At 62.3% G+C, this 22,870-nt stretch carries 19 protein-coding genes, 1 tRNA gene and 6 pseudogenes; 12 read left to right on the top strand and 14 right to left on the bottom strand.

Annotated elements, in window-relative coordinates; all coding sequences use genetic code 11:
- Positions 1-64: 64 nt before the first annotated feature.
- Positions 65-943, bottom strand: a pseudogene (locus tag JHW40_RS12200) (baseplate multidomain protein megatron); the annotation flags it as partial.
- A 9-nt stretch (positions 944-952) separates the two neighbouring features.
- Positions 953-1,387, bottom strand: coding sequence for an NlpC/P60 family protein (locus tag JHW40_RS12195; protein ID WP_090612836.1), 435 nt, complete (start codon positions 1,385-1,387; stop codon positions 953-955).
- A 6-nt stretch (positions 1,388-1,393) separates the two neighbouring features.
- Here JHW40_RS12195 and JHW40_RS12190 point away from each other — a divergent pair.
- The 7 genes and pseudogenes from JHW40_RS12190 to JHW40_RS12160 form a co-directional block, all read left to right on the top strand.
- Positions 1,394-1,891, top strand: a pseudogene (locus JHW40_RS12190) (DUF6441 family protein); the annotation flags it as partial.
- A 63-nt stretch (positions 1,892-1,954) separates the two neighbouring features.
- A complete protein-coding gene (locus tag JHW40_RS12185) occupies positions 1,955-2,212 on the top strand; it encodes a type II toxin-antitoxin system ParD family antitoxin (RefSeq protein ID WP_090612834.1) in 258 nt (85 codons plus the stop codon).
- Positions 2,212-2,556 (top strand): type II toxin-antitoxin system RelE/ParE family toxin, encoded by a 345-nt coding sequence (locus JHW40_RS12180; RefSeq protein WP_090612742.1) that lies wholly within the window; start codon positions 2,212-2,214, stop codon positions 2,554-2,556. Before JHW40_RS12185 ends, JHW40_RS12180 begins: the two co-directional genes overlap by 1 nt.
- A gap of 32 nt (positions 2,557-2,588) precedes the next feature.
- On the top strand, positions 2,589-3,008 hold the full coding sequence (locus JHW40_RS12175) for an acyl-CoA transferase (RefSeq protein ID WP_090612740.1): 420 nt from the start codon (positions 2,589-2,591) through the stop codon (positions 3,006-3,008).
- A 23-nt stretch (positions 3,009-3,031) separates the two neighbouring features.
- Positions 3,032-3,550, top strand: a pseudogene (locus tag JHW40_RS12170) (phage tail tube protein); the annotation flags it as partial.
- Positions 3,551-4,119: 569 nt separating this feature from the next.
- The gene (locus tag JHW40_RS12165; RefSeq protein WP_090612831.1) at positions 4,120-5,187 is read left to right on the top strand and encodes an integrase core domain-containing protein; all 1,068 of its coding nucleotides are present in this window, start codon (positions 4,120-4,122) and stop codon (positions 5,185-5,187) included.
- Between the two features lie 283 nt (positions 5,188-5,470).
- A complete protein-coding gene (locus JHW40_RS12160) occupies positions 5,471-13,078 on the top strand; it encodes a UvrD-helicase domain-containing protein (RefSeq protein WP_139208165.1) in 7,608 nt (2,535 codons plus the stop codon).
- 37 nt (positions 13,079-13,115) lie between these two features.
- On the opposite strand, the gene JHW40_RS12155 is transcribed toward JHW40_RS12160, so the two are convergent.
- From JHW40_RS12155 to tnpA, 4 genes are all read right to left on the bottom strand, one after another.
- Positions 13,116-13,283 (bottom strand): hypothetical protein, encoded by a 168-nt coding sequence (locus JHW40_RS12155; RefSeq protein WP_244519210.1) that lies wholly within the window; start codon positions 13,281-13,283, stop codon positions 13,116-13,118.
- A 96-nt stretch (positions 13,284-13,379) separates the two neighbouring features.
- Complete coding sequence (gene tnpC, locus JHW40_RS12150; RefSeq protein ID WP_272848971.1) at positions 13,380-14,945, bottom strand: IS66 family transposase; 1,566 nt, start codon at positions 14,943-14,945, stop codon at positions 13,380-13,382.
- A 68-nt stretch (positions 14,946-15,013) separates the two neighbouring features.
- Positions 15,014-15,367, bottom strand: a complete 354-nt coding sequence (gene tnpB / locus JHW40_RS12145) for an IS66 family insertion sequence element accessory protein TnpB (RefSeq protein WP_119752217.1) — start codon at positions 15,365-15,367, stop codon at positions 15,014-15,016.
- Positions 15,367-15,783, bottom strand: a complete 417-nt coding sequence (gene tnpA / locus JHW40_RS12140) for an IS66-like element accessory protein TnpA (RefSeq protein WP_272848980.1) — start codon at positions 15,781-15,783, stop codon at positions 15,367-15,369. The genes tnpB and tnpA overlap by 1 nt, the downstream gene beginning before the upstream one ends.
- Positions 15,784-15,834: 51 nt before the next feature.
- Between tnpA and JHW40_RS12135 the strand changes: the two genes are divergently transcribed.
- Positions 15,835-15,996 carry a hypothetical protein gene (locus JHW40_RS12135; RefSeq protein WP_272848979.1) on the top strand — a complete coding sequence of 54 codons (162 nt, stop codon included), beginning with the start codon at positions 15,835-15,837 and terminating at the stop codon, positions 15,994-15,996.
- Positions 15,997-16,193: 197 nt separating this feature from the next.
- On the opposite strand, the gene JHW40_RS12130 is transcribed toward JHW40_RS12135, so the two are convergent.
- The 4 genes from JHW40_RS12130 to JHW40_RS12115 all read right to left on the bottom strand — a co-directional run bounded on the left by JHW40_RS12130 (position 16,194) and on the right by JHW40_RS12115 (position 18,233).
- On the bottom strand, positions 16,194-16,451 hold the full coding sequence (locus tag JHW40_RS12130) for a hypothetical protein (RefSeq protein WP_090618151.1): 258 nt from the start codon (positions 16,449-16,451) through the stop codon (positions 16,194-16,196).
- On the bottom strand, positions 16,448-17,122 hold the full coding sequence (locus JHW40_RS12125) for a YcbK family protein (RefSeq protein WP_090618149.1): 675 nt from the start codon (positions 17,120-17,122) through the stop codon (positions 16,448-16,450). Before JHW40_RS12125 ends, JHW40_RS12130 begins: the two co-directional genes overlap by 4 nt.
- Before the next feature lie 68 nt (positions 17,123-17,190).
- Positions 17,191-17,478 carry a DUF6127 family protein gene (locus tag JHW40_RS12120; RefSeq protein ID WP_090618147.1) on the bottom strand — a complete coding sequence of 96 codons (288 nt, stop codon included), beginning with the start codon at positions 17,476-17,478 and terminating at the stop codon, positions 17,191-17,193.
- Positions 17,479-17,498: 20 nt separating this feature from the next.
- Positions 17,499-18,233: a hypothetical protein gene (locus JHW40_RS12115; protein ID WP_272848978.1), complete on the bottom strand. Its 735-nt coding sequence runs from the start codon at positions 18,231-18,233 to the stop codon at positions 17,499-17,501.
- 8 nt (positions 18,234-18,241) lie between these two features.
- On the opposite strand from JHW40_RS12115, the pseudogene JHW40_RS12110 reads away from it, so the two are divergent.
- Both JHW40_RS12110 and JHW40_RS12105 read left to right on the top strand, forming a co-directional pair.
- Positions 18,242-18,442: pseudogene (locus JHW40_RS12110) on the top strand (DUF2924 domain-containing protein); the annotation flags it as partial.
- A pseudogene (locus JHW40_RS12105) lies at positions 18,439-18,796 on the top strand (recombinase family protein); the annotation flags it as partial. The pseudogenes JHW40_RS12110 and JHW40_RS12105, both read left to right, overlap by 4 nt.
- A gap of 731 nt (positions 18,797-19,527) precedes the next feature.
- On the opposite strand, the pseudogene JHW40_RS12100 reads toward JHW40_RS12105, so the two are convergent.
- From JHW40_RS12100 to JHW40_RS12090, 3 genes and pseudogenes are all read right to left on the bottom strand, one after another.
- Positions 19,528-19,680, bottom strand: a pseudogene (locus JHW40_RS12100) (transposase DNA-binding-containing protein); the annotation flags it as partial.
- Positions 19,681-20,030: 350 nt separating this feature from the next.
- Positions 20,031-20,120 (bottom strand) — tRNA-Ser (locus JHW40_RS12095).
- A 44-nt stretch (positions 20,121-20,164) separates the two neighbouring features.
- Positions 20,165-20,671, bottom strand: a complete 507-nt coding sequence (locus JHW40_RS12090) for a hypothetical protein (protein ID WP_090613801.1) — start codon at positions 20,669-20,671, stop codon at positions 20,165-20,167.
- 109 nt (positions 20,672-20,780) lie between these two features.
- On the opposite strand from JHW40_RS12090, the gene JHW40_RS12085 reads away from it, so the two are divergent.
- Positions 20,781-21,191: a SufE family protein gene (locus tag JHW40_RS12085; RefSeq protein WP_090613799.1), complete on the top strand. Its 411-nt coding sequence runs from the start codon at positions 20,781-20,783 to the stop codon at positions 21,189-21,191.
- On the opposite strand, the gene mnmA is transcribed toward JHW40_RS12085, so the two are convergent.
- Positions 21,163-22,296, bottom strand: a complete 1,134-nt coding sequence (mnmA, locus tag JHW40_RS12080; protein WP_170851864.1) for a tRNA 2-thiouridine(34) synthase MnmA — start codon at positions 22,294-22,296, stop codon at positions 21,163-21,165. The genes JHW40_RS12085 and mnmA overlap by 29 nt on opposite strands.
- 202 nt (positions 22,297-22,498) lie before the next feature.
- Here mnmA and sciP point away from each other — a divergent pair, with 202 nt between their 5' ends.
- Positions 22,499-22,774, top strand: a complete 276-nt coding sequence (sciP, locus tag JHW40_RS12075) for a CtrA inhibitor SciP (protein WP_090613793.1) — start codon at positions 22,499-22,501, stop codon at positions 22,772-22,774.
- Positions 22,775-22,870 lie beyond the last annotated feature (96 nt).

Below are 22,870 nucleotides of genomic sequence, written 5' to 3'. Positions count from 1 at the left end.
GTGCTGTTCCAGCTCGAGCCGTCGTAGACCAGCAGCAGACTCTCGTCCTCGACCCATGCCCGCCACCCGCGCGCAGATCGTCGCCGAACCAGGCGACGACGAGGCTGACGCTCTCGACCGCCGGGCCCATCGCCTGCAGCCGGTCCAGCGCCACCACCATGTCGGTGGCGTCGGGCAGCGCGTTCAGATTCTCCGCCTGCGTCGCGCCGCCATCAGTCTTGCGGATGGCTTGCGTCGCGTAGGTGAACTCGCCCGAGGCCGGGATCATGGTGACGGCGCGGGTCAGCCCTTCGGCGGTGTCGGGATCGGCGAGCGGGCGGAAGACCTCGAAGGAGAGCTGCGGCAGGCGGTTGCCAAAGCTGGAGAGCGGCAGCTCCTCGAAGACGACATAGGCGGTGCCGCGATAGGCGGGCGTGCTGGCCGCGCCCATTCTGGCCGAAATGAAGGGATCGGCCGTCTGCGCCTCGTCGCCCGGATACCAGCGCCAGGTGACGCCGGAGAAGTCCATCGGCTTGCCGTCGGCCCAGATGCGGCCGATGCCGGTGATCGGACCCTCGCACAAGGCAACAGCGAAGCTGGCGTAGTAGAGATACTCGGTCGTCTTGACCTTGCCGCCTCCGCCGCCCTTGCCGCCGCCCTGCGTGGTGGTCTTCGTCTCCTCGCGGAAATCCGTCGCCCAGACGATGTTGCCGCCGATCCGCATCCGGCCATAGAGCCGCGGGATCACCGCCCCTTCGGTGGAGGAGGTGATGCGCAGCGTGTCGAGCCGCGCGCCCTCGATGCGCTGGGTGGGCGCCAGCGACGAGATGATCCAGCTGTCGACGACCGAGCCCACGGTCGAGCCGATGAAGCCACCGATGGTGGCGGCGCTGACGCCAAGGATCGCGCCGCCGATGCTGCCGCCGATGGCTGCGCCGGCGACGCCGAGAACGAGGGTGGCCATGGTGGATGCTCAGCGTTGGGGAAACTGGAAGGCAAAGGCGATGCGCCGCCGCCAGACAGAGGTGAGTGGCTCCTCGATCACGCCGAGCCGCTCGTAGGCGTGGAGAAAGGTGCCGGGCCCGGTGAGGATCCCGACATGCTTGGCGATGGCGCGGGGCTTCATCCGGAAGAGGACCAGTGCGCCGGGTTCGGCCGCCGCAGGTTCCACTTCGATCATCATCCGCCGCGCGCCCTCGGCCAGCACCTCGCGCGGGCCGGTCTCACCCCAGTCGCGGCTGTAGGGTGGGATCGGAAACGGCTCGGGGCCGACGGCCTCGCGCCAGACACCACGGGCGAGACCAAGGCAATCGCAGCCGACGCCGCGCAGGCTGGCCTGATCGTGGTAGGGCGTGCCGAGCCAGGATCTCGCCGTCGCGATCACCCTGTTCGGATCGGCCGGGCTCACAGTACGCTCACCGGTGCGGGCCTCGGGGCGCGGCTTGCCCGCACCATCCGGTCGGAGCAGTTCCCGAAAGGCAGGACCAGCCTCAACGCGGCGGCACTGGTCTGGTCGAAGGCGCCGGTGATCGTCGGCGCCCACGACACTGGCCCGCTGATCCGCTCGAAAAGCGGGTTCTGGTTGACGATTCCCACACCGGCGGCGGGTAAATCCACGCGTGGCGGCCGGATCACGCCGCTGGAATGGGAACGTCGCACCAGCCTGCGCCTGCGCTTCGTCTATCGCCGGACCGGCCCAAGCCTGCTGGTAGCCGAGGGCCGGCTGAACACGAAGGGCCGCGCGGTGGCGTCCCGATCGAAGACCGGCCGGGGGCTGACCACCGTGCCGATCTTCCTGCTGGTCCCGCAGGTCAGGCTGCCGAAGCGCCTTGATCTCGCGCGGGACGCCGAGCGGATGCGCGATGCGGTGCCGGGGCTGATCGTGGCGAACTGGGTTGAAACCCGGCTCTGACCGCGGATGTCGACATGCAGGGCGAATTGGCATATATTGCCAATGATCCGCATGGAGGTTCGCATGGCCACCCGAAACGTCGTTCTCACCGAAACCCAGTCCGCTCTGGTCGACCGACTGGTGGCGTCGGGGCGTTACCAGAATGCTTCGGAGGCATTGCGGGCGGGGCTGCGACTTCTCGAACGCGAGGAGGCTGAACTCGGCGATCTGCGAGCCCGGTTGACGACCGGGCTGGAACAGGCTCGACGCGGCGATCTGGCCGAGGGCAGCGGCGAGGATGCAATCCGGCGCGCCTTTGCCTCGGCGCGTTCCCGATCCTGATGCCGAAGCCATGGCGCCTGACGCGACAGGCTGAAGCATCGCTCGTTGACATCGCGCGTTGGACCTACGATGCCTTCGGCCCACGTCAGGCCGAAGCCTATGAAGAAGACCTGATCGCCGCGTGTCACAACATCGCGGCGGGCACCGCCATGTGGCAAGACTGCCGGCGGATCATCGATCCGGACCTGCCCGAGGATCTGCGCTTTGCGCGCGCGGGCCAGCATTTCGTCATCTTCGTCGAGGATGCCGAGCAGGTGACCATCATCGACTTCCTGCACGGACGCTCGGACCTGCCGAGACGGCTTGCTGCCCTCACCGAACCGAAACCCGACAGGGATCACTGAAGCCGGGCTGGTCCCGGACAACCGGGATCGCCATGCCCTCCACCCGCGAAACCATCCTCTCCGCGTTGCACGCGCGGCTCTCGGCGCTGCCGGCCACCGCCCTGCGCGGCGAGGTGCTGCCCGAGCGTGTGCCGGCAGCCGGGTTGCTGATCCTGCGCGACGGCGAACCCGGCGAGCCCGAGGTGACGCTCTCGCCCTTGCGCTATCACTACCAGCACCGCGCCGAAATCGAGGCGGTCGTGCAGGGTGCATCACGGGACACGGCCTTCGACACGCTCTGCGCCAGCATCGGCGCGGTACTCGCTGCCGACCGCACGCTCGGCGGTCTCTGCGACTGGGTCGAGGCGGAAGCCCCGCAACCGGTCGACCTGCCGGTGGACGGCGCGGCCAGCCTGAAGGCGGCCGTCATTCCGGTGGTGCTGCACTATTCCGCGGCTGACCCACTCGGCTGAACCCCTTCGACAAGGAGATCGACATGGCACGCGCCCAAGGGGCGCGGGCGCGGATGGCGCTCGCGTTCGAGACGACCTATGGCACGCCGCCCGGCAGCGGCTACACAAGGATGCCCTTTGCCAGCGCCACGCTCGGGGCGGAACAGCCGCTGTTGAACTCGGAACTTCTGGGTTACGGCCGCGATCCGCTGGCGCCCATCAAGGACGCGGTGACCGCCGATGGCGATGTGGTGGTGCCAATCGACGCCGAGGCCGTCGGCTTCTGGCTGAAGGCGGCCTTCGGCGCGCCCACCACTACCGGCAGTTCGCCCGGTCCATATACGCATACGTTCCAGTCCGGCAGCTGGACGCTGCCCAGCATGGCGATCGAGACCGCCATGCCCGAGGTGCCGCGCTACGCCATGTATTCCGGCGTAGTGCTGGACCAGCTCAGCTGGCAGATGCAGCGTTCGGGCCTGCTCACCGCCACCGCGCGGCTGGTGGCGCAGGGCGAGACGGTGGCCACGACCAGCGGCGCGGGAACACCGGCGGAGCTTGTCTTATGGGATTCCCGGCTCCCAAGGCAAAAGGGAGCCGCTGCCCAGCACCGCAAACTGCGGGGCAGCGGCGGGGGTGGCGTCGTGCGGAGCTTGGTCTTGCAGGACCGCGGTCGAGTTTGACGAGCCCCCGTCTTTTCTAGCGACCTGAACGGATACGTGGGCTGCGGGCCCGAACGACAAGCATAGGTAGGAAGAAAAGATGCGCGGAGGGCCGCTCGACACGCTCCAGAAAATCCGACCAACCGCCCCAGTTGCCTGACAGAAAGGCCGGAGGGGATGGGCCTGGCGTCGAACCTTCTCCACCACCTAAATCATTGTATTATATGACACTTATGGTGGTTCAAATGGTCATCTGGTTCAGTCGCGACCGGCAGCGAAACGGACGACTGTGGTCCCTATGCTCTCATGCGGAGATCAACGGGCCTGTCCGCTGCGGCGCGCCGTGGATTCACGACGGCCATCACCCGTCCCACGCGTTTTTGGCCTTCCTGAGAGGGGTGCCAAAATGTAGCCACGTCTCATCGCATTGACATGACGGCAATTTTTTAAGCGCCGTGGTGGAGCCCGGCAAGATGAATTCGACGTTTTCCCTCCTTCTGGTCTTCCTGGCCCGGTTCTTCATGCCGCGGCACAACGCGCAGATGCGGCTGCTCAAGGCCCAGATCCATATTCTCCGGGCCCGCATCCCGGCGCAAAGGATCATCCTGTCGCCCGCCGAGAAATCCGAGCTGCTGCGCATCGGGGCGGAGTGCGGACACGATATCGACGGGCTCATGGAGGTGGCCAGGCCCGCGACCTACAAGCGCTGGCTTGCCCAGATGCGTGATGGGCGCGCCTTCAAGGCCGTGGGCAGGCCGCGCCTGACGCAGGAGCTGCGCGACGTCGTCATTCGCATCGGCTCGGAAAATCTCCTCTGGGGCTACAAGCGGATCGCCGGGGAGCTGAAAAAGCTCGGGCTCTATGCCGGCGCCAACTCGGTCAAGCGCATCCTCGATGAGGCGGGCATCCACCCCAGCCCCGAGAAGCGGAAGAAGAAGCCGGCCCTGCCGTGGACCACCTTCGTCAGGGCACATATGGAAAGCATGGTGGCCTGCGACTTCTTCACCAAGACTGTGCTTACCGCCCGCGGGCCGCTGACGGCCTATGTGCTGATCTTCATCCATCTCGGCAGCCGCCGCGTGTTCTGCAGCGCCCCGACCTACGCCCCCGACTCGGCATGGGTGACCCAGCAGGCCCGCAATACGCTGATGTGGTGCGCGGACCAGGAGATCACGCCGGGTTTCCTGATCCGCGACGCCGACACCAAGTTCAGCGCCAGCTTCGATGCCGTCTGGGCGTCGGAAGCTGCCCGGGTCATCCAGATCCCGCACCGGGCGCCGAACGCCAATGCCTTCGCGGAATCCTTCATCGGCACCATCAAGCGCGAATGCCTGGATTTCTTCGTCTGCTTCAGCCGGTCCCAGCTCGATTACATCCTGCGCACATGGGTGTGCCATTACAATGTCGAGCGTCCGCATCGGGGGCGGGAGATCGGGAACAATGTGCTTCAGGTCGATTTCAGCCCCGCCCGCGACGGCCCGATCCGCCGCCGGCGCCAGCTCGGCGGCATCATCACCTCCTACACCCGCGATGCGGCATGATCCGCGGTCTGGAATCTGGTCTCAGCGTGGCCACATGGCGCGCCCGGAGGTGTCAAGCCAAAAGCTTGAAACACATTCTTCGCAAGGTCGAGCCCGACCGTGGTATTTACGACATGACCGTCCTCCTTTGTGGATACTCGCAGACCCTCCTTGGCCCATCCACGACGCTGGGGTAAGAGCGGAATCCACCCCACCTCCATGCAAGCTACTGATGTGTCGCCTTGCTTCTCCACCATACGCATGCTTCAAATGCTTCTGCATACACTGAGCGTCCGGTAACCAATTGAATCTCCAGAAATCCAGTCTGTCTTCTTCTCGTGCAGCACGGACCGACACGCAACAATTTCGATCGAGTCTTGTTCGCCTGCCTTTCGTGGCGAAAATCGAACGTTTGGTTGAAGACCGAGGGTTTGGGTTTGCGAGATGCGAGTTCGGCGATGATGAGTTCTTCTTCCATGTAACGTCGAACTTGGCGGGCCAACGGGATTTCGAGGCAATTAACGTTGGCGATCTGCTGCTGTGCCAGATTGGATCTCGGGCAAAGGAGCCTAGCCGACAATGCATCGTGCAATGGGTGCGGGCGGAAGATTTGGAGTGGGGCGGGCTACAAGTACCCGCTTGCCAAGCAGATCTTGATGCCTACAGACTTGACGTTCTCAAAGCGCGCTCCCTCAAGCAGATTCATCAGTTAGTGGAAGCGAAATGGTATGTAAAACAATGGGATGGGCAGGCTCCCTCTGATTTGCGCGACCCATTGCTTGGCGCTACCTGGTTGAGACTGATTTCAGACCTGGACACCGAGAATCTGAAGCAGGCACAGCTGGAAGAAATGCTGAAGTCCTGCCGCTTTGATTTTCGAGAAATGATTGATCCGGCGAGTTCGCGGTGTTCGGTTTCGGATCTGCTGGAATATTTCTCTCCGGCTCAATTAGGCGCACTGGGTGAGCCGCAGAAAAAATGGCTTTCCTCCTCATGGGCGTCTCCGCCAAGGGTTTCCGAAACGCATACTTCGGACGTAAAACCGACGCGAAGACTAAATGACGACGACAAGGCTGCCATTCTGGAGTGGTTTGTTCTGCGTCATGTCAACGATCAGTTAGATCACAGTCACCTTGAATGGTTTGAAGGCAAGAACGCCTATGAAGCCATAGCCGCGCAGCGAATTCTGAGGCGCAATCTTCGACTTTCTAGCGCGCTCCGTGACTGGATGATGATCCTAGCGGAAAATGCTATCTTGGACCAAGCCTGCTGTGACGAGCTTGCGGTGCAGGATCCGGCTGTTGCGCCGAGACTGTTTGGGCGGCTTTCGAATGCGGCAGAGCACAAGGTTCGAACCGGCTGGAAGCAGGATATCTCGCCTCTCGTCGCCGCGATTGGTGATCGGCCCGAAGTCTTGGATAGACTTGTCCACCACTGTGTTCTTGCCATCGACCTTGAAACCGATGGGGAAAACATATGGGAAGTTGGCTGTTCTGGGTCGGGTCCGACACAGCGACTGCACGATGCGGCAGTCGGGACGGATTTCGACGCGGCGCTGGCAGACCTGACTCAACGGCTGCAACACGCCACGCTGGTGGTGGGTCATAACATCCTTGCGTGGGACTGGCCGATCCTTGCCGCCCGTTTGCCTCCAGACTCTGCGCCGCTGATCTGGGACACGATGCTCGTGAAGTTTTTGCTGGATCCTTCGGCGCCGTCACATGCGCTTGGGGGTGCACATCATGCCGAGGACGATGCAGAGGCCACACTTGCGCTATTTGTCCAGCAGATGCGCATGCTGCCGGCCGAACTCACGGCTAAAATTCTTGCGGGACAGTTCAACGACACGGCAGAGTTGTTCTGCGCGATTTGCCCACCCCTTGTATCTGCTGCACCCTTGGCCAGGTCACGCCCCGAATATCTGATTGCCACTGAGCAAGATCCTGTCCAACTCGTGCTGTTGCCAGACCACGAACTAACGGCCGTTGACTGGGTGCCAGGTGTTTCCGTGGTGTCGGCCAATCCCGACGAAAGGCTTGCGAGAGAGCGATGGCAAATTGATGTCGAGCTCCTAGATCGCGACCTGAAGGAAGCCTTTGCGCAGTCCCCCATTGCCCAGGTGCTCTTGGCGATCTGCCAGCGGGCAGAAGCGGAGAAAATTGCACTAAGGCGGTCAATGTTGCCCCTGTGGCTGATTGAGGGGTTGGAAGGTCTTTCTGAGGCGATCGACGGCGCGAGCTTTGTCCCTGCCATAGTTGGAAGAATATGCGTGGCGCCGATTCCGCGAGCTTCCTCGTGGTGGTCAGAGGTCGATGGGTCGAGCATCCATGCGATGCTGCCCGAAGGTCGCTTCGTTATCGTGGATCGCCAAACGGTTAAACCGGGGCAGACAGACATGGAAGGCGGCTCTCGATATGCGCCGCTGATCAAGATTACGGAACCCGGCGCTGGTTTGTGGCTCAAACGGGACAGTGCGGCTCAGCGTCTCGATGTCAGCGGCAGTTGGCGAAGTTTCCGGACCATCCGGGTGCCAACCGCAACCCAAGTGGTCAAACCTCCGGCATCGGGCTTGACGAAGCGGCCGTTTCTCGCTGTGCGGCAGTATCCGGGGTTATTTCCCGGCTCCGCTGACCAGGCCTCCTACTGGACGGGGGTTATCGAGGCATTCTGCGCAATCCGTCGCGACGACGCCATTCCTATTCTTCTCGTCGCCAGTTCCACAAGTTCGGCCTTGATGCAGATCCTGAGCGCGGCATGTGCTGAAATCGGGCTTGGCGAGATGTGCCCGCCCCATCGTAGTCGGCGTGAGCATCTGCGGCGGGCGGCCGGCCGCAACTTTGCCATTGTCGACACAATTGACCAATGGCGGGACTGGCAGCGTCTTGCAGCGACCCTCGACGTAAAACTTCTCCCGGTCGTCGAAGCCTTGCCACTCGAAGAATGGTTCGCTCTGGCTGACGCCGAAACAAGCGACAACGTGGAGAATTCCGAGGAAACACGCGCGGCCCCCGGCGCCGAAAAAATCGCCGTTCCAGAGGCAAGTATACTTGAGACCGCGCCGGCACTTGTCGGGCGTTTCCTGGAGTTCTGGCTGAAGGAAACCGGCCTGAACGAGTCACTACACGCTCCCATCCTGCTGGACGCCCGTGCCGAAGTGTCAAACTTCGAATTGCTTGCCTTCGTGGACAAGCATCCCTTGCCGGATGGGTCTTTGCCGAAGGAGGACCGCAAGCGGCTGCAGTTGGCATTCGAAACGCTGCAGGTCCAACGCGAGGACGCGCCTACCGACTTTGCAACCATGGAACAATTTCTTGTCACCAATTGGCAGCCTCCGGGCAAGTCAGGCGGCAACGCGGTCAGCGGCTTCAAACCTACCCAGAAGCAGGCAATGGAGGCAATACGCACACGCGGCAGCGATGTCATGGTCGCCTTGCCGACGGGGGAAGGCAAATCTGTGCTTTTCCAAGTTCCGTCGCTCTGCCGCGGACTGCGCAACAGACGGTTGACGCTCGTGATATCGCCACTCAAGGCGCTTATGCAGGATCAGGTCGCAAGACTTCACGAACAGGGCTTTGCGGAATCGGTCGACTACGTGAACAGTGACCGGCCCCGCTTCGAACTGGCTGAGGTGCTTCAAGGTGTGCTCGATCATCGGATCGTATTGCTCTATGTGGCCCCTGAGCGTTTGCGCAATGCGGCGTTCCTCGATGTCCTTCGCCGGCGGATGGAAGCTGATGAAGGACTTGAATATGTTGTCTTCGATGAAGCTCATTGCGTGAACCAATGGGGATACGAGTTCCGCCCGGATTATTTCCACGCATTCACTTTGCTCATGCGCAGTCTTCGAGGCACTGACTTCAACGAAGTCACGCCTTTCCTGCTCCTATCCGCAACTCTTACTGCCTCGGACCGGCGCAGCATTCGCAATTTGCTTGCAGGAGGTGCGCCCGAACATCTGCGGCTTCCGTTGGCTGTATGCCCCGATGCGGACGCATCTTCGAACCCGCTACGTGCGCATATCGATGTGGATCCTCTTCTGGTTAGGGGAAATATCCTAGACAGTCAGGATTTTGAAACAGCTCTGGCCGAACGTCTTCCCCACATCCAGCAGGCAATACAGCAGGCCCGTGAAAATAGGCGTGCAACCGGACAAAGAAGCGCGGTCATCATCTTCGTGACGCGTCGCGCGCACGCAGACGATCTTGCTAAGCGCTTGACGGAGACTGCCGGATGCGAGGTCGAGAGCTATCACGCCGGTCTCGATTCAGCGACGAGAGACGACATTTACACTCGGTTCCGCGACGGGGACCTAGATATCTTGGTCGCAACCAAAGCCTTTGGCATGGGAATGGATATTCCTGACATCCATTGGGTCGTCCATCTTTCTCCGCCTGCGTACCTCGAGGACTATCTTCAGGAAGTCGGTCGTATCGGGCGGGGCGTCGTTGAAAAGCGGCGGGCGGGCTTAGATCAGTTGGAGGCCAAACTGCTGGCCTCTTCTGCTGACTTCGAGAACATGCGCGGCCTTCGCGCCGTGAACGAGCTGCGCTCGCCACAAATTGACGAGATAGAAGGCAAGATAAACGAGGCCGCCGAAATTATCGAGGGTCACAAGATTGCTTTCGTTCCCAGCCATGGGTTCGAGCCCTACAAGAGCGCGGCACAGATGAGAGCGAACGCGACCAAGCTGCGCATGGCCTTGTACTGGCTGGAAAAGGCTGGCCACCTAACTCAGCTTGGTATGATCCCTGATCTACTGTCGGTCAGACTCTTCCCCAGCCGACTCGCAGCCATTGCCGCTGAAGCCTCTCCGACTGGGCGTGTGGCCAAAGCCATACACGCCATTGCAGTCGGCGAGGACTCTGACGGGTCCCTCAACAATTCTGATCAAAGGCATCCACAGCGCAGCGGCCTCTTGGGAGGCATTCTCAACTGGCTATCCGAGCTTGTTGGCGTGCGGACCGATCAGCCGGATCCCACGCCAACCCGGCGCCGGTTGGGTACCGCCTCTGACACCGCACTGATCAACATCTCGCAGATACGCCGTCGGTGCAGGATCTCTAGCAGAGACGAGACAATGGCCTGTCTCGTGGATCTTCAACAACGGCAGGGGCTGCAACTGCGCTGGACACTCGAGTTCGCCAAGCGGCCGCTGTTGTCGGAACCGAAAGAACGGAACGCCGTTCTGGTCGAGACAGTCGGCAGCGCCGTTCGCAGCTTGATCCAGCATTTGAAATCGCGGGATCGCGCAGAGTTCACTCCCTTAGAATATCTGGATCAGTCTGCGTTCGATTTCTGGAACCAGGATGAGAACCCCTCGTCCCCGAAGGAGCAAGCCGAACGGCAAGCTCTGCGCCGCCGCTATGAGCGGGCTTTTGTTTACGGGTTCCGTACCCTCGCTCGTGCCTGCGGCATCAGAATCAAACAGATCGTGCGAGCGCCAGATGAGGGCGTGCTCTGGCAGGCTCAAATGTCGAGTGCACACCAAAGAAATGCCGCCGGTAGGTGCAATGAACTTCTTGCCTTGATCCCCTCGCTTCTGACCCTTTTTTCCAGAGCATTCGAAGGGGGGCTCAAAGAAGTCGAGGTTCACGACCTGATCCGGGGTCTGGAAACCGCGCATCCGAGAAAGAAATTCAGAATCAATGACCTGGAGACACTACTTCGCCTCTCCTCATCTCTGAACCTCGTCAGCGTTCAGCCTGAACTCGTGCCTCTGTCCTATATTCTCTCTTTGTCCAACGAGTCCCCCGGTCTTGATCGGCATCCCGAGCTTGTCGAAGAACTGAATGACGTCAACGAATTGGCCGAAACCCGCACATTCGCGATGGAAGTTTTCGCGAACCTGCCCAAACCAGCACGGGAGCCCTTCTTAGGCGGATATTTCGCTCAGGCGAGTGGCGCGGACCTGAAGGCATTTCTGGAAGGCCAGCTTGGTGAGATCGAAGATCAAGGAGACGAGGCTATTGGTTTCATCGCGTCCAAACGCGATCAGTTGCGTGCGACGAAGGCAGTCGAATTTTTCGGACGCTATCAAAATTCCGAAGAGCCCGCACAGTGGCAGGCAATGTCCCACCGTTTCGATCAACATCTCTTGGTCAATGCGGGCCCGGGTGCAGGGAAGACCTCCGTGCTCGTTGGCCGGATTGCCCATCTGATCCGAGAGCAGCACATCAAGCCTGCAGAAATTGTTGTCTTGGCTTTCAACCGGGCCGTTGTCTTTGAAATCAGAAAGCGGATACGGGATCTGTTCAGAACGCTTGGCTATTCGGCCTATGCCTCTCAGGTTCGTATACACACCTTCCACGGGCTTGCGAGGTTGAGCCTTGCTGGCATCGACGGCAGCGCGGGTCAGGACATGGAGAACCTGCTCGGGAATTTTGCGGCAAGACTTACCTCAGACCCGGCATTTCGCGAACAGGTGGCGGGCGGTTGCCGTTGCATCTTGGTGGACGAGTTTCAAGACGTCACCGACGACGTCTATGGTATCATAAGCAACCTGCATCGCGGCAGCGGCGAGAGAGCTGGTGTCATGGTAATCGGCGATGACGATCAGGACATCTTGCGCTGGCAAAGGAAGGCCGGCCCCCTGCGCCGCGGTGGATTTGCGGAGACCTATTTTGACCGCTTCAAGGCGGAGTTTGGCGACGAGCATCTTCGCTGCCTTGAACTCTGCGTGAATTTCCGTTCCGGCGCGGAAATCGTGGAAATGAGCCAGAAGATGATCTCTGGCTTCTTTGCCAGAAGCAGCAGGTCGCGCCGCCTGAAATCGACCTTGCTACGGCAATCCTCGACAGCGGGCGCTAGCCGTTGCGAACGTATTGTGGCCCGGGACTGGAGCAGAGATCAGGTGATTGACGAAATCGTCAAAACTTGCCTGCGCCTTCATCGTGAAAATCCGGGTTCCCTGGCTGTACTTTGCCGCACCAACGACGAAGTTGCCGAGATCCACCGACACCTGACCTCCCATTTCGGGAGCATTTCAGTTCAGAGCAGCGAAAACATGCGTATTTCTGACCTAAGGCATGTCGCGTTGTGGTGCGATTTTCTCGAAGTCGAAGTTGCGAAAGGTGATCGCGCGTTGAATGACTCCCTCGCACAAGAGCTCCTTGCGACGTTTACGGCTTCAATTGCAATCCCTGAGACTACATCGTCGGGCGGAACCTGGGTTGATTTGACGAATCTGTGGGAGCTCTGTCGCGAAGAAAGTGTCTTTCCGCACCTTTCAACCCTGCTGCGCTTCATCAGAAATCTGCAACGCGATGAACTCTTGCGCCTCATGGGCAGCAGGAAAGACGGGCAAGAGATTGTGGTGTCGACAATTCACAAGGTGAAGGGGCTGGAATATGACAATGTCGTCGTCGTCCCCTCTCGAACATCTTTCGGAGATGCCGCAAATTCGAAGGAAGCCTTAGAAGATGACGCCGCAGAAGAGGCGCGGCTGCTCTATGTGGCCCTCACCCGAGCAAAATCCCGGTTGGTCTATTTTATGGGGCAGCGGGAGTTTGCTTGGGGCCGTGCTGATCCCTGCCGTCACCCCGGTGAGACCGGAGGGGAGAAGGTCCTTACAGGCGCTCATGACCAGATTGACCTTGGTTGGGCTGTTCGTCGCAGCAATTTCAACCCAAACCCGAATGATTGCCAGTCCTACATCGAGACCTGCGTGAATATTGGTGATCGCATCACATTGGGTAGTAACGGGTGGACTCTGTTCCATACAGATAGGACAGGACAGCGGCGCCAAATCGGATGCGTTGCCAAGAAGTTTGGAGTGGGCACCGGCGGATCAGACCTCAAGGTCAGCGCAGTGGTACGCTACCCGGTTGATGATCGAAATCGTGAGGCTGCTGGCGAAATCGCCGTCCGCCGCGGCTGGGGATATGCCGTTTTGGTCAACGGGCGGCTGCGTTAGAAAATTGTCGAAGCGGCCAACACGGTCAACGAATGCGTCAGTAATCCGTCTCCACATACACCCCCGAACAGTCATATGCGACCGCCGCCGCTGTCGCGCCGTTGTTCATGAAGTTGCGCGGGCTCAGGAGTTGCGTCGCGGCGGGGATATCGGTGTCGAGCATGAACTCGACCACCGCCCCGCTGACCTCCTCGACGACCCGCACGCCGATCTCGCTGCTGTTCGGGGCGGCGAGCAGCGTGAGGGTAAGGACGTTCGTCGTGCTCGCGACCGGAAAACTTGTAAGCGCGACGTTGCGGCCCTATGCTGCGAGGCTTGACGGCTGGTTGAAGCGCCATGGCATGAGGTCTTCGATACCGCTTTGTGGGTGACCGTCGAGGATGGCGCGCAGTGTGGCGGCGAGATAGTCGACCGGGTTCACGTCGGACATCTTGCAGGTAGCGACCAGCGAGGCGAGCATAGCCCAGTTTTCGGCGCCGACTTCATTCCCGGCGAAGAGTGCATTTTTTCTTGTCAGGGCAATCGGCCTGATCTGGTTCTCGACCGGGTTGGTGTCGAGTTCCAGCATGCCGTGCTCGAGGAAGCGGATCAGTCCGGGCCAGTGCGCGAGGGAGTAGCGGATGTCTTCGGCAAGCTGGGATTTCTGCGGTATGCGCGAGAGTTGGGCTTCCAGCCAGGGTTTCAGCGCCGCGATGATCGGGGCCGAATGCTCACGCCGGGCAGCAAGGCGCATAGCGGCCTCCTTGCTCCGCACGGACTTCTCGATCTGATAAAGCAGCGCGATCTGGCGCAGCATTTCCTCGGCAATGGGTGAACCATCGCTCTCGAAGCGCTTTACGAAGCGGCGGCGGACATGGGTCCAGCAATAGACCAGTTGCCACGGGCCATTGTCGCGCGCGATCTCGGTCATCGCGTTGTAGGACTGGTAGGCGTCGCATTGCAGGAAGCGGCCGTGGTATCCGGCGAGGAAGTTCAGCGGATGCGCCTTACCCCGGCCAGGGGCATAGTGGAAGAGCACGATGGGTGGGCCAGCCCCGCCATGGCCGCGATCATCGGATACGACGGCCCAGAAGAATCCGCTCTTGGTGCGTTTCAGGCCCGGTTCCAGCACCGGCGCGCGGGTTTCATCCACGAAGATGCGGTCTGCGCCACGCAGATGGGCACGCATCTGGTTGATGACGGGCATCAGGTGGAAACAGGCGCGCCCGACCCAGTTGCCGAGTGTGCCGCGGTCCAGATCGATCCCTTGCCGCTTGAAGATCTCGGCCTGCCGATAAAACGGCAGGTGGTCACCGAACTTCGAGACGATAATCCAGGCGATGAAGAGTTCCGTGGGCAGCCCGCCGGGCACGACATGCTCGGGGGCATGGGCCTGCGCGACAGCTTGCGAGCAACGGCGGCAGGCGTATTTCGGGCGCCGCGTGACCAGCACCCGGAACTGGGCGGGGATCACGTCGAGACGTTCGGACACGTCTTCCCCGATCCTGGACATCTCGCCGCAACCGCAGGGACAGAGCGTGCTGGCAGGCTCGATCACGCGCTCAACCCGAGGCAGATGGGACGGCAGATGCCCGCGGTTGCGCTTGGGCTTGCGGGGTGTTTCCCCGCGCGCCCGCTGCATCGCCGCTTCGGCCTTTTCTTGTGCTGCCTCGAGCACACCTTGAGCAAATTCGGCATCTTCCAGGGGCAGGTTGAACTGGTCGGGCGAGAGCTTTTCGGAGCGCTTGCCGAATTTCTCGCGCTGCGCCGCGTGCAGGATATCCTGCAGCCGCCGATTGGCCTCTTGCGTCTCGGCCAGCGTCGCCTCCACCTCGGCGAGGCGGGCCTTCAGCAGGGCGTTTTCGCGCGCAAGATCAGCTGTTTCCATGGCGGGAAGTGAATCACAGGATGCCCTTGCAGGCCAGCAAAAACAGGCGTTTCGACGCAGCCTGCCAGTCACCCCGCCGCCAGCGGGCGCCGCGCCCGTTCGGGTCGGACCAGCCGCCAATCCACGCCCTCAAACAGCGCTGCAAACTGCGCTCCGGACATGCGCATGACCCCGTCGCGCACCTGTGGCCAGACGAACTTGCCGCCCTCGAGCCGCTTGTGAACCAGCACCATCCCGGTCTGATCCCAGATCAAGAGCTTGATCCGATCCGCCCGCTTCGCTCGGAACACAAAGGCGGCTCCGCAGAACGGGTCCATCCCGAACATCTCCTGCACCGCCAGTGCCAGACCGTCGATCCCCTTGCGAAAGTCGACAGGCCGGGTCGCCACGAAGACCTTCACCGGGCCGCCCTGGCCGAACATCACGACGCCGCTGCCCGTGCCGCGCGGATTGCCCGGGTCAGTTGGCCCTCGTCGACACCAGGACCCGCGCGGATGACGATGTCGCCCACCACGATTTCGAGATCAGACCCGGGGACGGCCGCCGAAGCCTCAGTCGCGCGGTCATCAACCACCAGTTCCGCGAAGAACGGCAAGGCCGCCACGCTTTCGGGCACCACCAAATTACCTTTGCGTATCTGCTTGCGCCAATCGTAAATCTGCCAGCGGGTCGTGCCGTGCTTGCGCGCAGTATCTGCGACCGTCACCCCGGGCATCATGCTCTCCGCCGCGATCCGCGCCCGCTCTGCCTTCGTCCGCCGCCGACGACCGCTTGGCCCCCCGATCACCTCAAGCCGCGAGACCCCGACGCCTATAGAGCCGTCCAATTGGACGCCCATTTTGCCGTCTCTCTCCAAATCCAAAACCTCCGCCGCACATGTGCGTGGAGAATGAAGGCATCAACTCAAAAATGGCAGGAGGGGATCGGCGTCGCGCTTACGAAAACTTGCGCCCAGATCGATGAGCTTGGGCGCGCCGGAGGCGTCGTTCAGCACGAGTTGCCAGTTCGTGTGGGTGCCGCGCTGGAAGCCGATGCCGGAGACGACGCCTGAAGAATTCCCGACTGAATTTACTCGAAACGGCTCACTCTTGGCAGCCAGCTCGCAATTGCTCCCGCATCACCGAATAGTCGGCGAGCATCTCAGCGACCGCCGAACCCTCCGGCAGCAGGGCCAGTTCCTCGGCCGCGCGCGCCTGAAACTCACTGGTGTACTCGACGACCGGCGGACACGCCCCTGAACCGCTACCGTCAGAAGTGTCCGTCGCGCAGCCGCTCAGCAAGCTCGTAACGATCGCGAGGGCGACGCGCCGCCGCCTCGAGCATCCGTCGGTCTGCCTCATGGGCTTTCTCCATGGTCTCGAGCCGTTCGGCCAGACGCACGGCACGCTCGCCGGAGCGGCGCAGGGCCAGCAGGAACAGAAGGATTGCGATGGCGGTGATGCCGTAGCGGATCGCCGTGCGCGTCCATGCCGATCCAGCGAGCGTGGCGAAGAGCCCGCAGATCACCGCCGCCCCCGGCGCCAGTCATCGAGGCGGGCGTAGATCGTGACCGCGATGCCGCCGAGCGCCACGGCGATGAACACCCAGCGCAGGGTATCGAGATACGGGACCAGTGGAAGGATGGCGGTCTGGGTCTCGGCGAGAACGCTCTGCGCCACCTCGACGCCCGCGGCACCCAGCGTCGCCACGCCAGCCGCGCCGCCACCCTTCATGGTGCGGCTCTCGGCCAGCACTTCGCGTGCAGGCGGAGTCTCCGATGCGAAAGCCGTCTCCCGGACCGGGAACCGCTCGCCCCACTGCCGTGCGGGCCCGAGGTCGATGTGCATGAAACCCGAACGCGGATAGAAGCCGAAGCCGAGGAACCCGACCTCCCGCGCCGCCGCCTCGAAAGCCACCGGGTCGTGGTTCGCCATGGCGATGTCGAAGGCCGCGCCGTCGAGGTGCTTGGAGCGGGTGGCGCCGCCGACGGCGCGGTTGTGCTCGGGGCTGCGGTAGGCCGAGCGGACGATCAGCGGCTTGCCGAGGCGGTCGCGGAGCGCCTGCAGCTTGTCGAGCGCGGGTGCGTTGATGACCAGCTTGCCGGTGCCCCGGCAGGCGATCTCGGCGGGCGAGAAGTTGGACCAGCGCCAGGTGCCCTCAGGCACGTTGCGCCAATGGCCGTGGAAGGTCGTAGTCATGGGGTCCTCCAAAACGAAAAACCCGCCTCGTGGGCGGGTGCTGGTGGGCTGATGGTTGTGTTGAGCGGCTACGGGCTGCCGCCGAAGATCTTGAACTTGATGGCGATGCCCGCGAGCAGCGCCAGCATGACGCCGGTTGTGATCATGCGGACGGCGGTCTGCATCGCGGTGCGCCGCACCAGACGGATGCAATCCACCAGGGAGCGCAGATCGCGGATGTCGAGGGCTGCCTCGTCGCCGTCGAGACCGACATCGGCGAGCGCGCGCTTCGCGCCTTCCTCGGCCGCCCGCGTCAGGATTGCCTCGAACTCGGCGTCGGGCATGCGCACGAAGCCCTCGGATCGGGGTGGTGTCATCGGGATCCTCCTTTCGCCGCTCAGCCGATCTTGCAGCCCCAGAAGGCCGTGTGGTCGGCGGCGAAATAGCCGTCCGCGACCCGGAAGTACCCCTGCAGCTCGACGGTGTCGCCCGCGGTGAGCGGCACCATGGTCTGCAGCCAGATCGCGGTGGCGAGCGAGACGTGGGTGGCGGAGATTTCGCCGAGGGAGCCGCGGATTTCGGTGGTGCCGTTCAGGACCAGCCGCCCGCGCATGCGGGCCGTGGCGCTGGCGTTGACCTTGTAAAGCAGCGTCGCGCCGAAGAGGTAGGTGCCGTCGACCGGGGCCACGAACCAGTTGTTCGCGGCGTCGAAGGCCCCCTGATCGTTGTAGTCGGTGTTGTTCAGGCCGATCTTCGTCCAGGCCCCGACGCCGACATAGTTGTCGTAGTTGGTGTACGCCTTGAAGCGGGGCAGCCGGGGCTGATCGACGATGCCGGTGGCGTTGTCGACGCTCAGCCCGTCGAAGAAGGTGCTGCCGTCGGCCGAGACCGCGAGGCGGAAGCGGTCCGAGCCGAACAGCCCCATCAGCGCCTTGGTGACGAAGCCGGTCTGCAGCGTCAGGCCCAGATCGTCACCGGCGGCCTCCTTGTTCATGGTGTAGAACAGATCGCCCGTGCCGCCCTCAGCCACGGTCTTCGCCGTCCAGAGCGCGGCATTCAGTTTGGCCGAGAACGGGTTCGACGCATCCGCCGTCGCGCCCAGCCCGAGCAGCGCAAGGTTCTGCAGCGCCACCCCCACCGAATCGCGACCGTCCCATCACCGGCACGCGGCTGCTGCGCGAGTGGCAGGGCGTGGAACACATCGTCACCGTCACCGCCGACGGCTTCGAGTGGCAGGGGCGGCCCTACAAGTCGCTCTCGGCCATCGCCCGCGCCATCACCGGCACGCGCTGGAACGGCTGGGTGTTCTTCGGGCTCAAGAACCACAGGGGGCGGAAATGACGAAGCCGCCGGAGAACCTGAAGGTGGTCCGCAAGCTGCGCTGCGCGGTCTACACCCGCAAGTCCTCGGAGGAAGGTCTGGAGCAGGAGTTCAACAGCCTGCATGCGCAACGCGAGGCCTGCGAATCCTACATCGCCAGCCAGAAGTCCGAGGGCTGGGCGCTGGTCCGCGATCAGTATGACGACGGGGGCATCTCGGGCGGAACGCTGGAACGCCCCGGGCTGAAGCGGCTGCTGGAGGATATCGAGGACGGGCTGGTCGACGTGGTGGTGGTCTACAAGATCGACCGCCTCAGCCGCTCGCTGGCGGATTTCGCCAAGCTGGTCGAGGTGTTCGACCGCAACGGGGTAGCGCTTCTGCTTGCCGATCGGCGGGCGGACATGGATCCGCTTGTAACGGATGTCGAGGGTGATCCGCTCAATCGCATCGTCATCGCCGCGCAGTTCGATCACATGCGTGCCGGCGCTTTCGGCCGCGGCCATCTCACTTTTCACCGTATGTCCCCCGTTTCCGGCAAGCCGGTCGACCACGGTGCGCACGACGAAATGGGTTCCAAGCTCCCGGGCCAGGCAATAAAGTTCGTAGATGTCGCTTTCCCTGTCGCCGACATGCACACAGCGCTCGGGCTGTCCGAGCAGGGCGAGTGACTGGCGCAGGTTGTCGAGCCATCGGATGCTTTCCTTCGTCTCGATGGGAACTCTGGTAGGGTTGATCTTGCGTTTGAGTTGAGCCGTGCCCTTGAATTTGTCCCGGTTCCAGAATTTGACGGCGGCCAGCCCGAGGGGCAGTCCTTCCGTGGTGACGGCCAGGCTGGAATGCATCAGTATGCCGCACACTGCGTGATGGCGCAGACGCCCTTTACTGTCGCGACCGCTATTGACGCTCTTGGTGAAACCCACGTCATGCGGGTTACGGCGCTGGTAGGTGAACTCGGTGGTATCCTGCAGGAGCAGGACCGTGCCGCCGGTCGCCGAGTACCGGGTTCTCGTGGCATCGAAATGACCGCTCAGGATATCGCCCTCCTCGACCCGTGGATTGGAGAAGAACCGATAGGCTGCCTTCGTGCTGGCCCAGTCCTGGCAGGCGAGCGGGATCGTCCCGCCCATCCGGTCGCTCAGACACCTGAGAAGTTCCACGAACCGGTTGCCGAGGCGGGCATCCTTGAAGGCGCCCACATTCACCTCGCGCTCCGACCAATGGCTGCCGTCAGGTGGAAAATTCTCGGATCCGGCAGACATCGCGCACCTCATCAAGGAATTCGGGTGCTCGAAGACGAATCATAAGTGATTCTTTCGAATCAAGATTTTTCTCTCTCAAACATCAAATCGATTCAGATATTTGTGGGTAATAGCAAGCCGGCGTAGGCCGCGGACGGGTGTCCGTGCTCAGGGAGTGGGCTGTGGAAATTTCCCATGACGTGAGCGAAAGCGCCGGTCGCGAAAATGAGTGCCCCGGACTTCGCAATGCCCCCTGTTTCGGGCAAGGCGGCTTGTCGCATCGGGTCGCATCCAAGCGCTTTCAGGATGGCGGGAATGTTGGCGGGTGTGAAACAAAATACCGCAAATAATCGTTTAATATCAATGATAGGTGGCGGAGGAGGTGGGATTCGAACCCACGGTGGAGTTGCCCCCACGTCGGTTTTCAAGACCGGTGCATTAAACCACTCTGCCACTCCTCCGACCGCTGCGGATTAGCCTGACTGCGGCGGCGGTGCAACCATTCTCAGCGTGCGATGCCCAGCATATTCGAAGCACTGCTGATCTCGACCCGCTGGACAGCGGCCAGTTGGGTGTGGGACAGCGGCAGCGCCACCGTGATCGTGTCCACCGCCGGATTGGCCGGCAGCCGTGCCGCCGGGGCGTCGGGGGGCGGCGGCAGAGCGACAAAGCGCAGGCGCAGGACGCCGTCGGGATCGGGCGAGATGCGACCCTCGGGCTGCGCCACCGCCGTGATCAGTTCGGCGTCGAAATAACCCTTGGTCGGCCCGATGCCGGTCACCACCAGCAGGCGGCCCTCGTTCAGCGGCTCCCAGCGGACGCCCAGCAATTGCGGGACCGAGGGGCGTTCGTCGCCCGCCAGACCATAGCCTCCGTCGGGCGCCAGCGTCTGCGGCGCGCGTTGGCCACGGTCCATCCAGCGCAAAGGGTTCCAGCCGCTGTCGCTGAAACGCCCGCCGCAACCGGCAAGCAGCAATGCCGACATCAGCAGCGGCACGGTCAATCGTCTCATGTCACCATCCCTTGGTTTCGCCCGATTGTTAGGTCAAAGCGGCGCCCGGATAAAGCCTCTTTGACCTTGCCGGCCAGCCGCGCTAACCCGTTTCCAAAAGGAACACGCCATGGCCACGCCCGCATTCGAAGAAATCGCCGAGACTTTCGACTTCCTTGACGACTGGGAAGAACGCTATCGCCACGTGATCGAGCTGGGCCGCGCGATGCCCGCGATGGACCCTGCCCTTCAGGTGCCCGCCACCAAGGTCGAGGGCTGCGCCAGCCAGGTCTGGATCATGCCGGTGATCGAGGATGGCCGCTTCGATTTCCAGGGCGACAGCGACGCCATGATCGTGCGCGGGTTGATCGCCGTGTTGCACGCGCTTTATTCAGGCGTCCCGGTGCATCAGGTCGGCGATATCGACGCGCAGGCAGAGATGGCGCGGCTGGGGCTGGAGGATAACCTGTCCTCGCAACGCTCGAACGGGTTGCGGGCGATGATCCAGCGGATCAGGCAGGTCGCCGCCGACGCAGCGTGATCCAGCCGCCACCCAGAACGCGGCTGCTGCCCTGCTGATAGAAGACGCAGGCCTGACCGGGGCTGACACCCTCTTCCGCATCCAGCAATTCGACCTCGGCGCGGGTGGCGTCGATGGGGCGCAGGATTGCGGGCCGGGGCGGCCGGGTCGAGCGGATGCGGACCAGACAGGGGATCTCGCCCTCGAACGGTTGATCGCCCAGCCAGTTCACTTCAGACACCGGCACGATGGTCGTGGCCAGCGCCGTTTTCGGACCGACGACGACATGGCGCAGATCCGGGTCCAGCCGCACGACATAGAGCGGATCGCCCAGCCCCCCGATCCCCAGACCACGGCGTTGCCCGATGGTATAGTGGATCACACCGCGATGCCGGCCCAGGACATTGCCCTCCATATCCACGATATCGCCCGGATCGGCCGCGCCGGGGCGCAATTTCTCGATCACCGAGGCATAATCGCCATTGGGAACAAAGCAGATATCCTGACTGTCGGGCTTGTCGGCCACCGGCAGCCCGTATTCGGCCGCCAGCGCCCGCGTCTCGGCCTTGCTGGCCAGATGGCCAAGCGGGAAACGCAGGAAATCCAGCTGCTCTTGCGTGGTCGAGAACAGGAAATAGCTTTGGTCGCGGTTCGGATCGGCAGCCATGTGCAGCTCTGCCCGATGGGGGCCGTCCTTGCGCTGGATATAGTGGCCGGTCGCCATGCAATCGGCATCCAGATCGCGGGCGGTGGCCAGCAGGTCGCGGAACTTCACCCGCTCGTTGCAGCGGATGCAGGGCACCGGCGTCGCGCCCGACAGATAGGCATCGGCAAATTCGTCGATCACCGATTCGCGGAACCTGTTCTCATAGTCGAGGACATAATGCGGGAACCCCATGCGCTCGGCCACGCGGCGGGCGTCGTGAATGTCCTGCCCGGCACAGCATGCGCCCTTTTTCGCCAGTGCCGCGCCGTGATCGTAAAGTTGCAGGGTCACGCCGATCACGTCATAGCCTTCGGCCTTCAGCCGAGCCGCGACGACAGAGCTGTCCACACCGCCCGACATCGCCACGACAACGCGGGTATCGGCGGGGGGCTTGGCGAAACCAAGGCTGTTCAATGACATGGCAGGCGCCGGGGCGCTGGCAGAGGCAGTCACGGTCATGGATGGGCTCCGGGCCCCGAAAGGCGACATGGGCAATTTGTGTCGAAATATAGGCAAATGCGCCGCATTCTCAAGGCGCAGGGCGGGAAAAACCGTATTGCGGCTAACTGCGGATTAAAAGCTTTGCTGCATCGTTCTTTGACATGTTCGAAGGACAGGTGGAATGTTCGTGAAGAAAACCGAAGGCCCCCGCATCGTAAACCTGCCGGACGGCTCGATCCTGACGATCGCCGACCTGCCCCCGGTCGATACCCGCTGGGTCGCCAGCCGCAAGGAGATTGTGGTGAAGGCAGTCGCCTATGGGTTGATCTCTCGGGAAGAGGCCTTGCGCCGCTATGCCATCAGCGACGAAGAATTCGACAGCTGGTGCGACGCCATCACCCGACATGGCCGCGCCGCGCTGAAGGTGACTTCCTTGCAGCGATATCGTGAAAAATGACGTTGTTTTGTTGCAATATGGGGGGCGCGATGGAAAAGTAACGACATATTAACCATTGGGCGTCAATTTGTGTTCAGGCCCATATCGAATCGGGGA

The organism is Paracoccus alcaliphilus, from assembly GCF_028553725.1.
Lineage (GTDB): Bacteria > Pseudomonadota > Alphaproteobacteria > Rhodobacterales > Rhodobacteraceae > Paracoccus > Paracoccus alcaliphilus.
The sequence above is the reverse complement of the archived record's forward strand: the minus strand, read 5'-3'. Positions and strand labels throughout refer to the sequence as shown.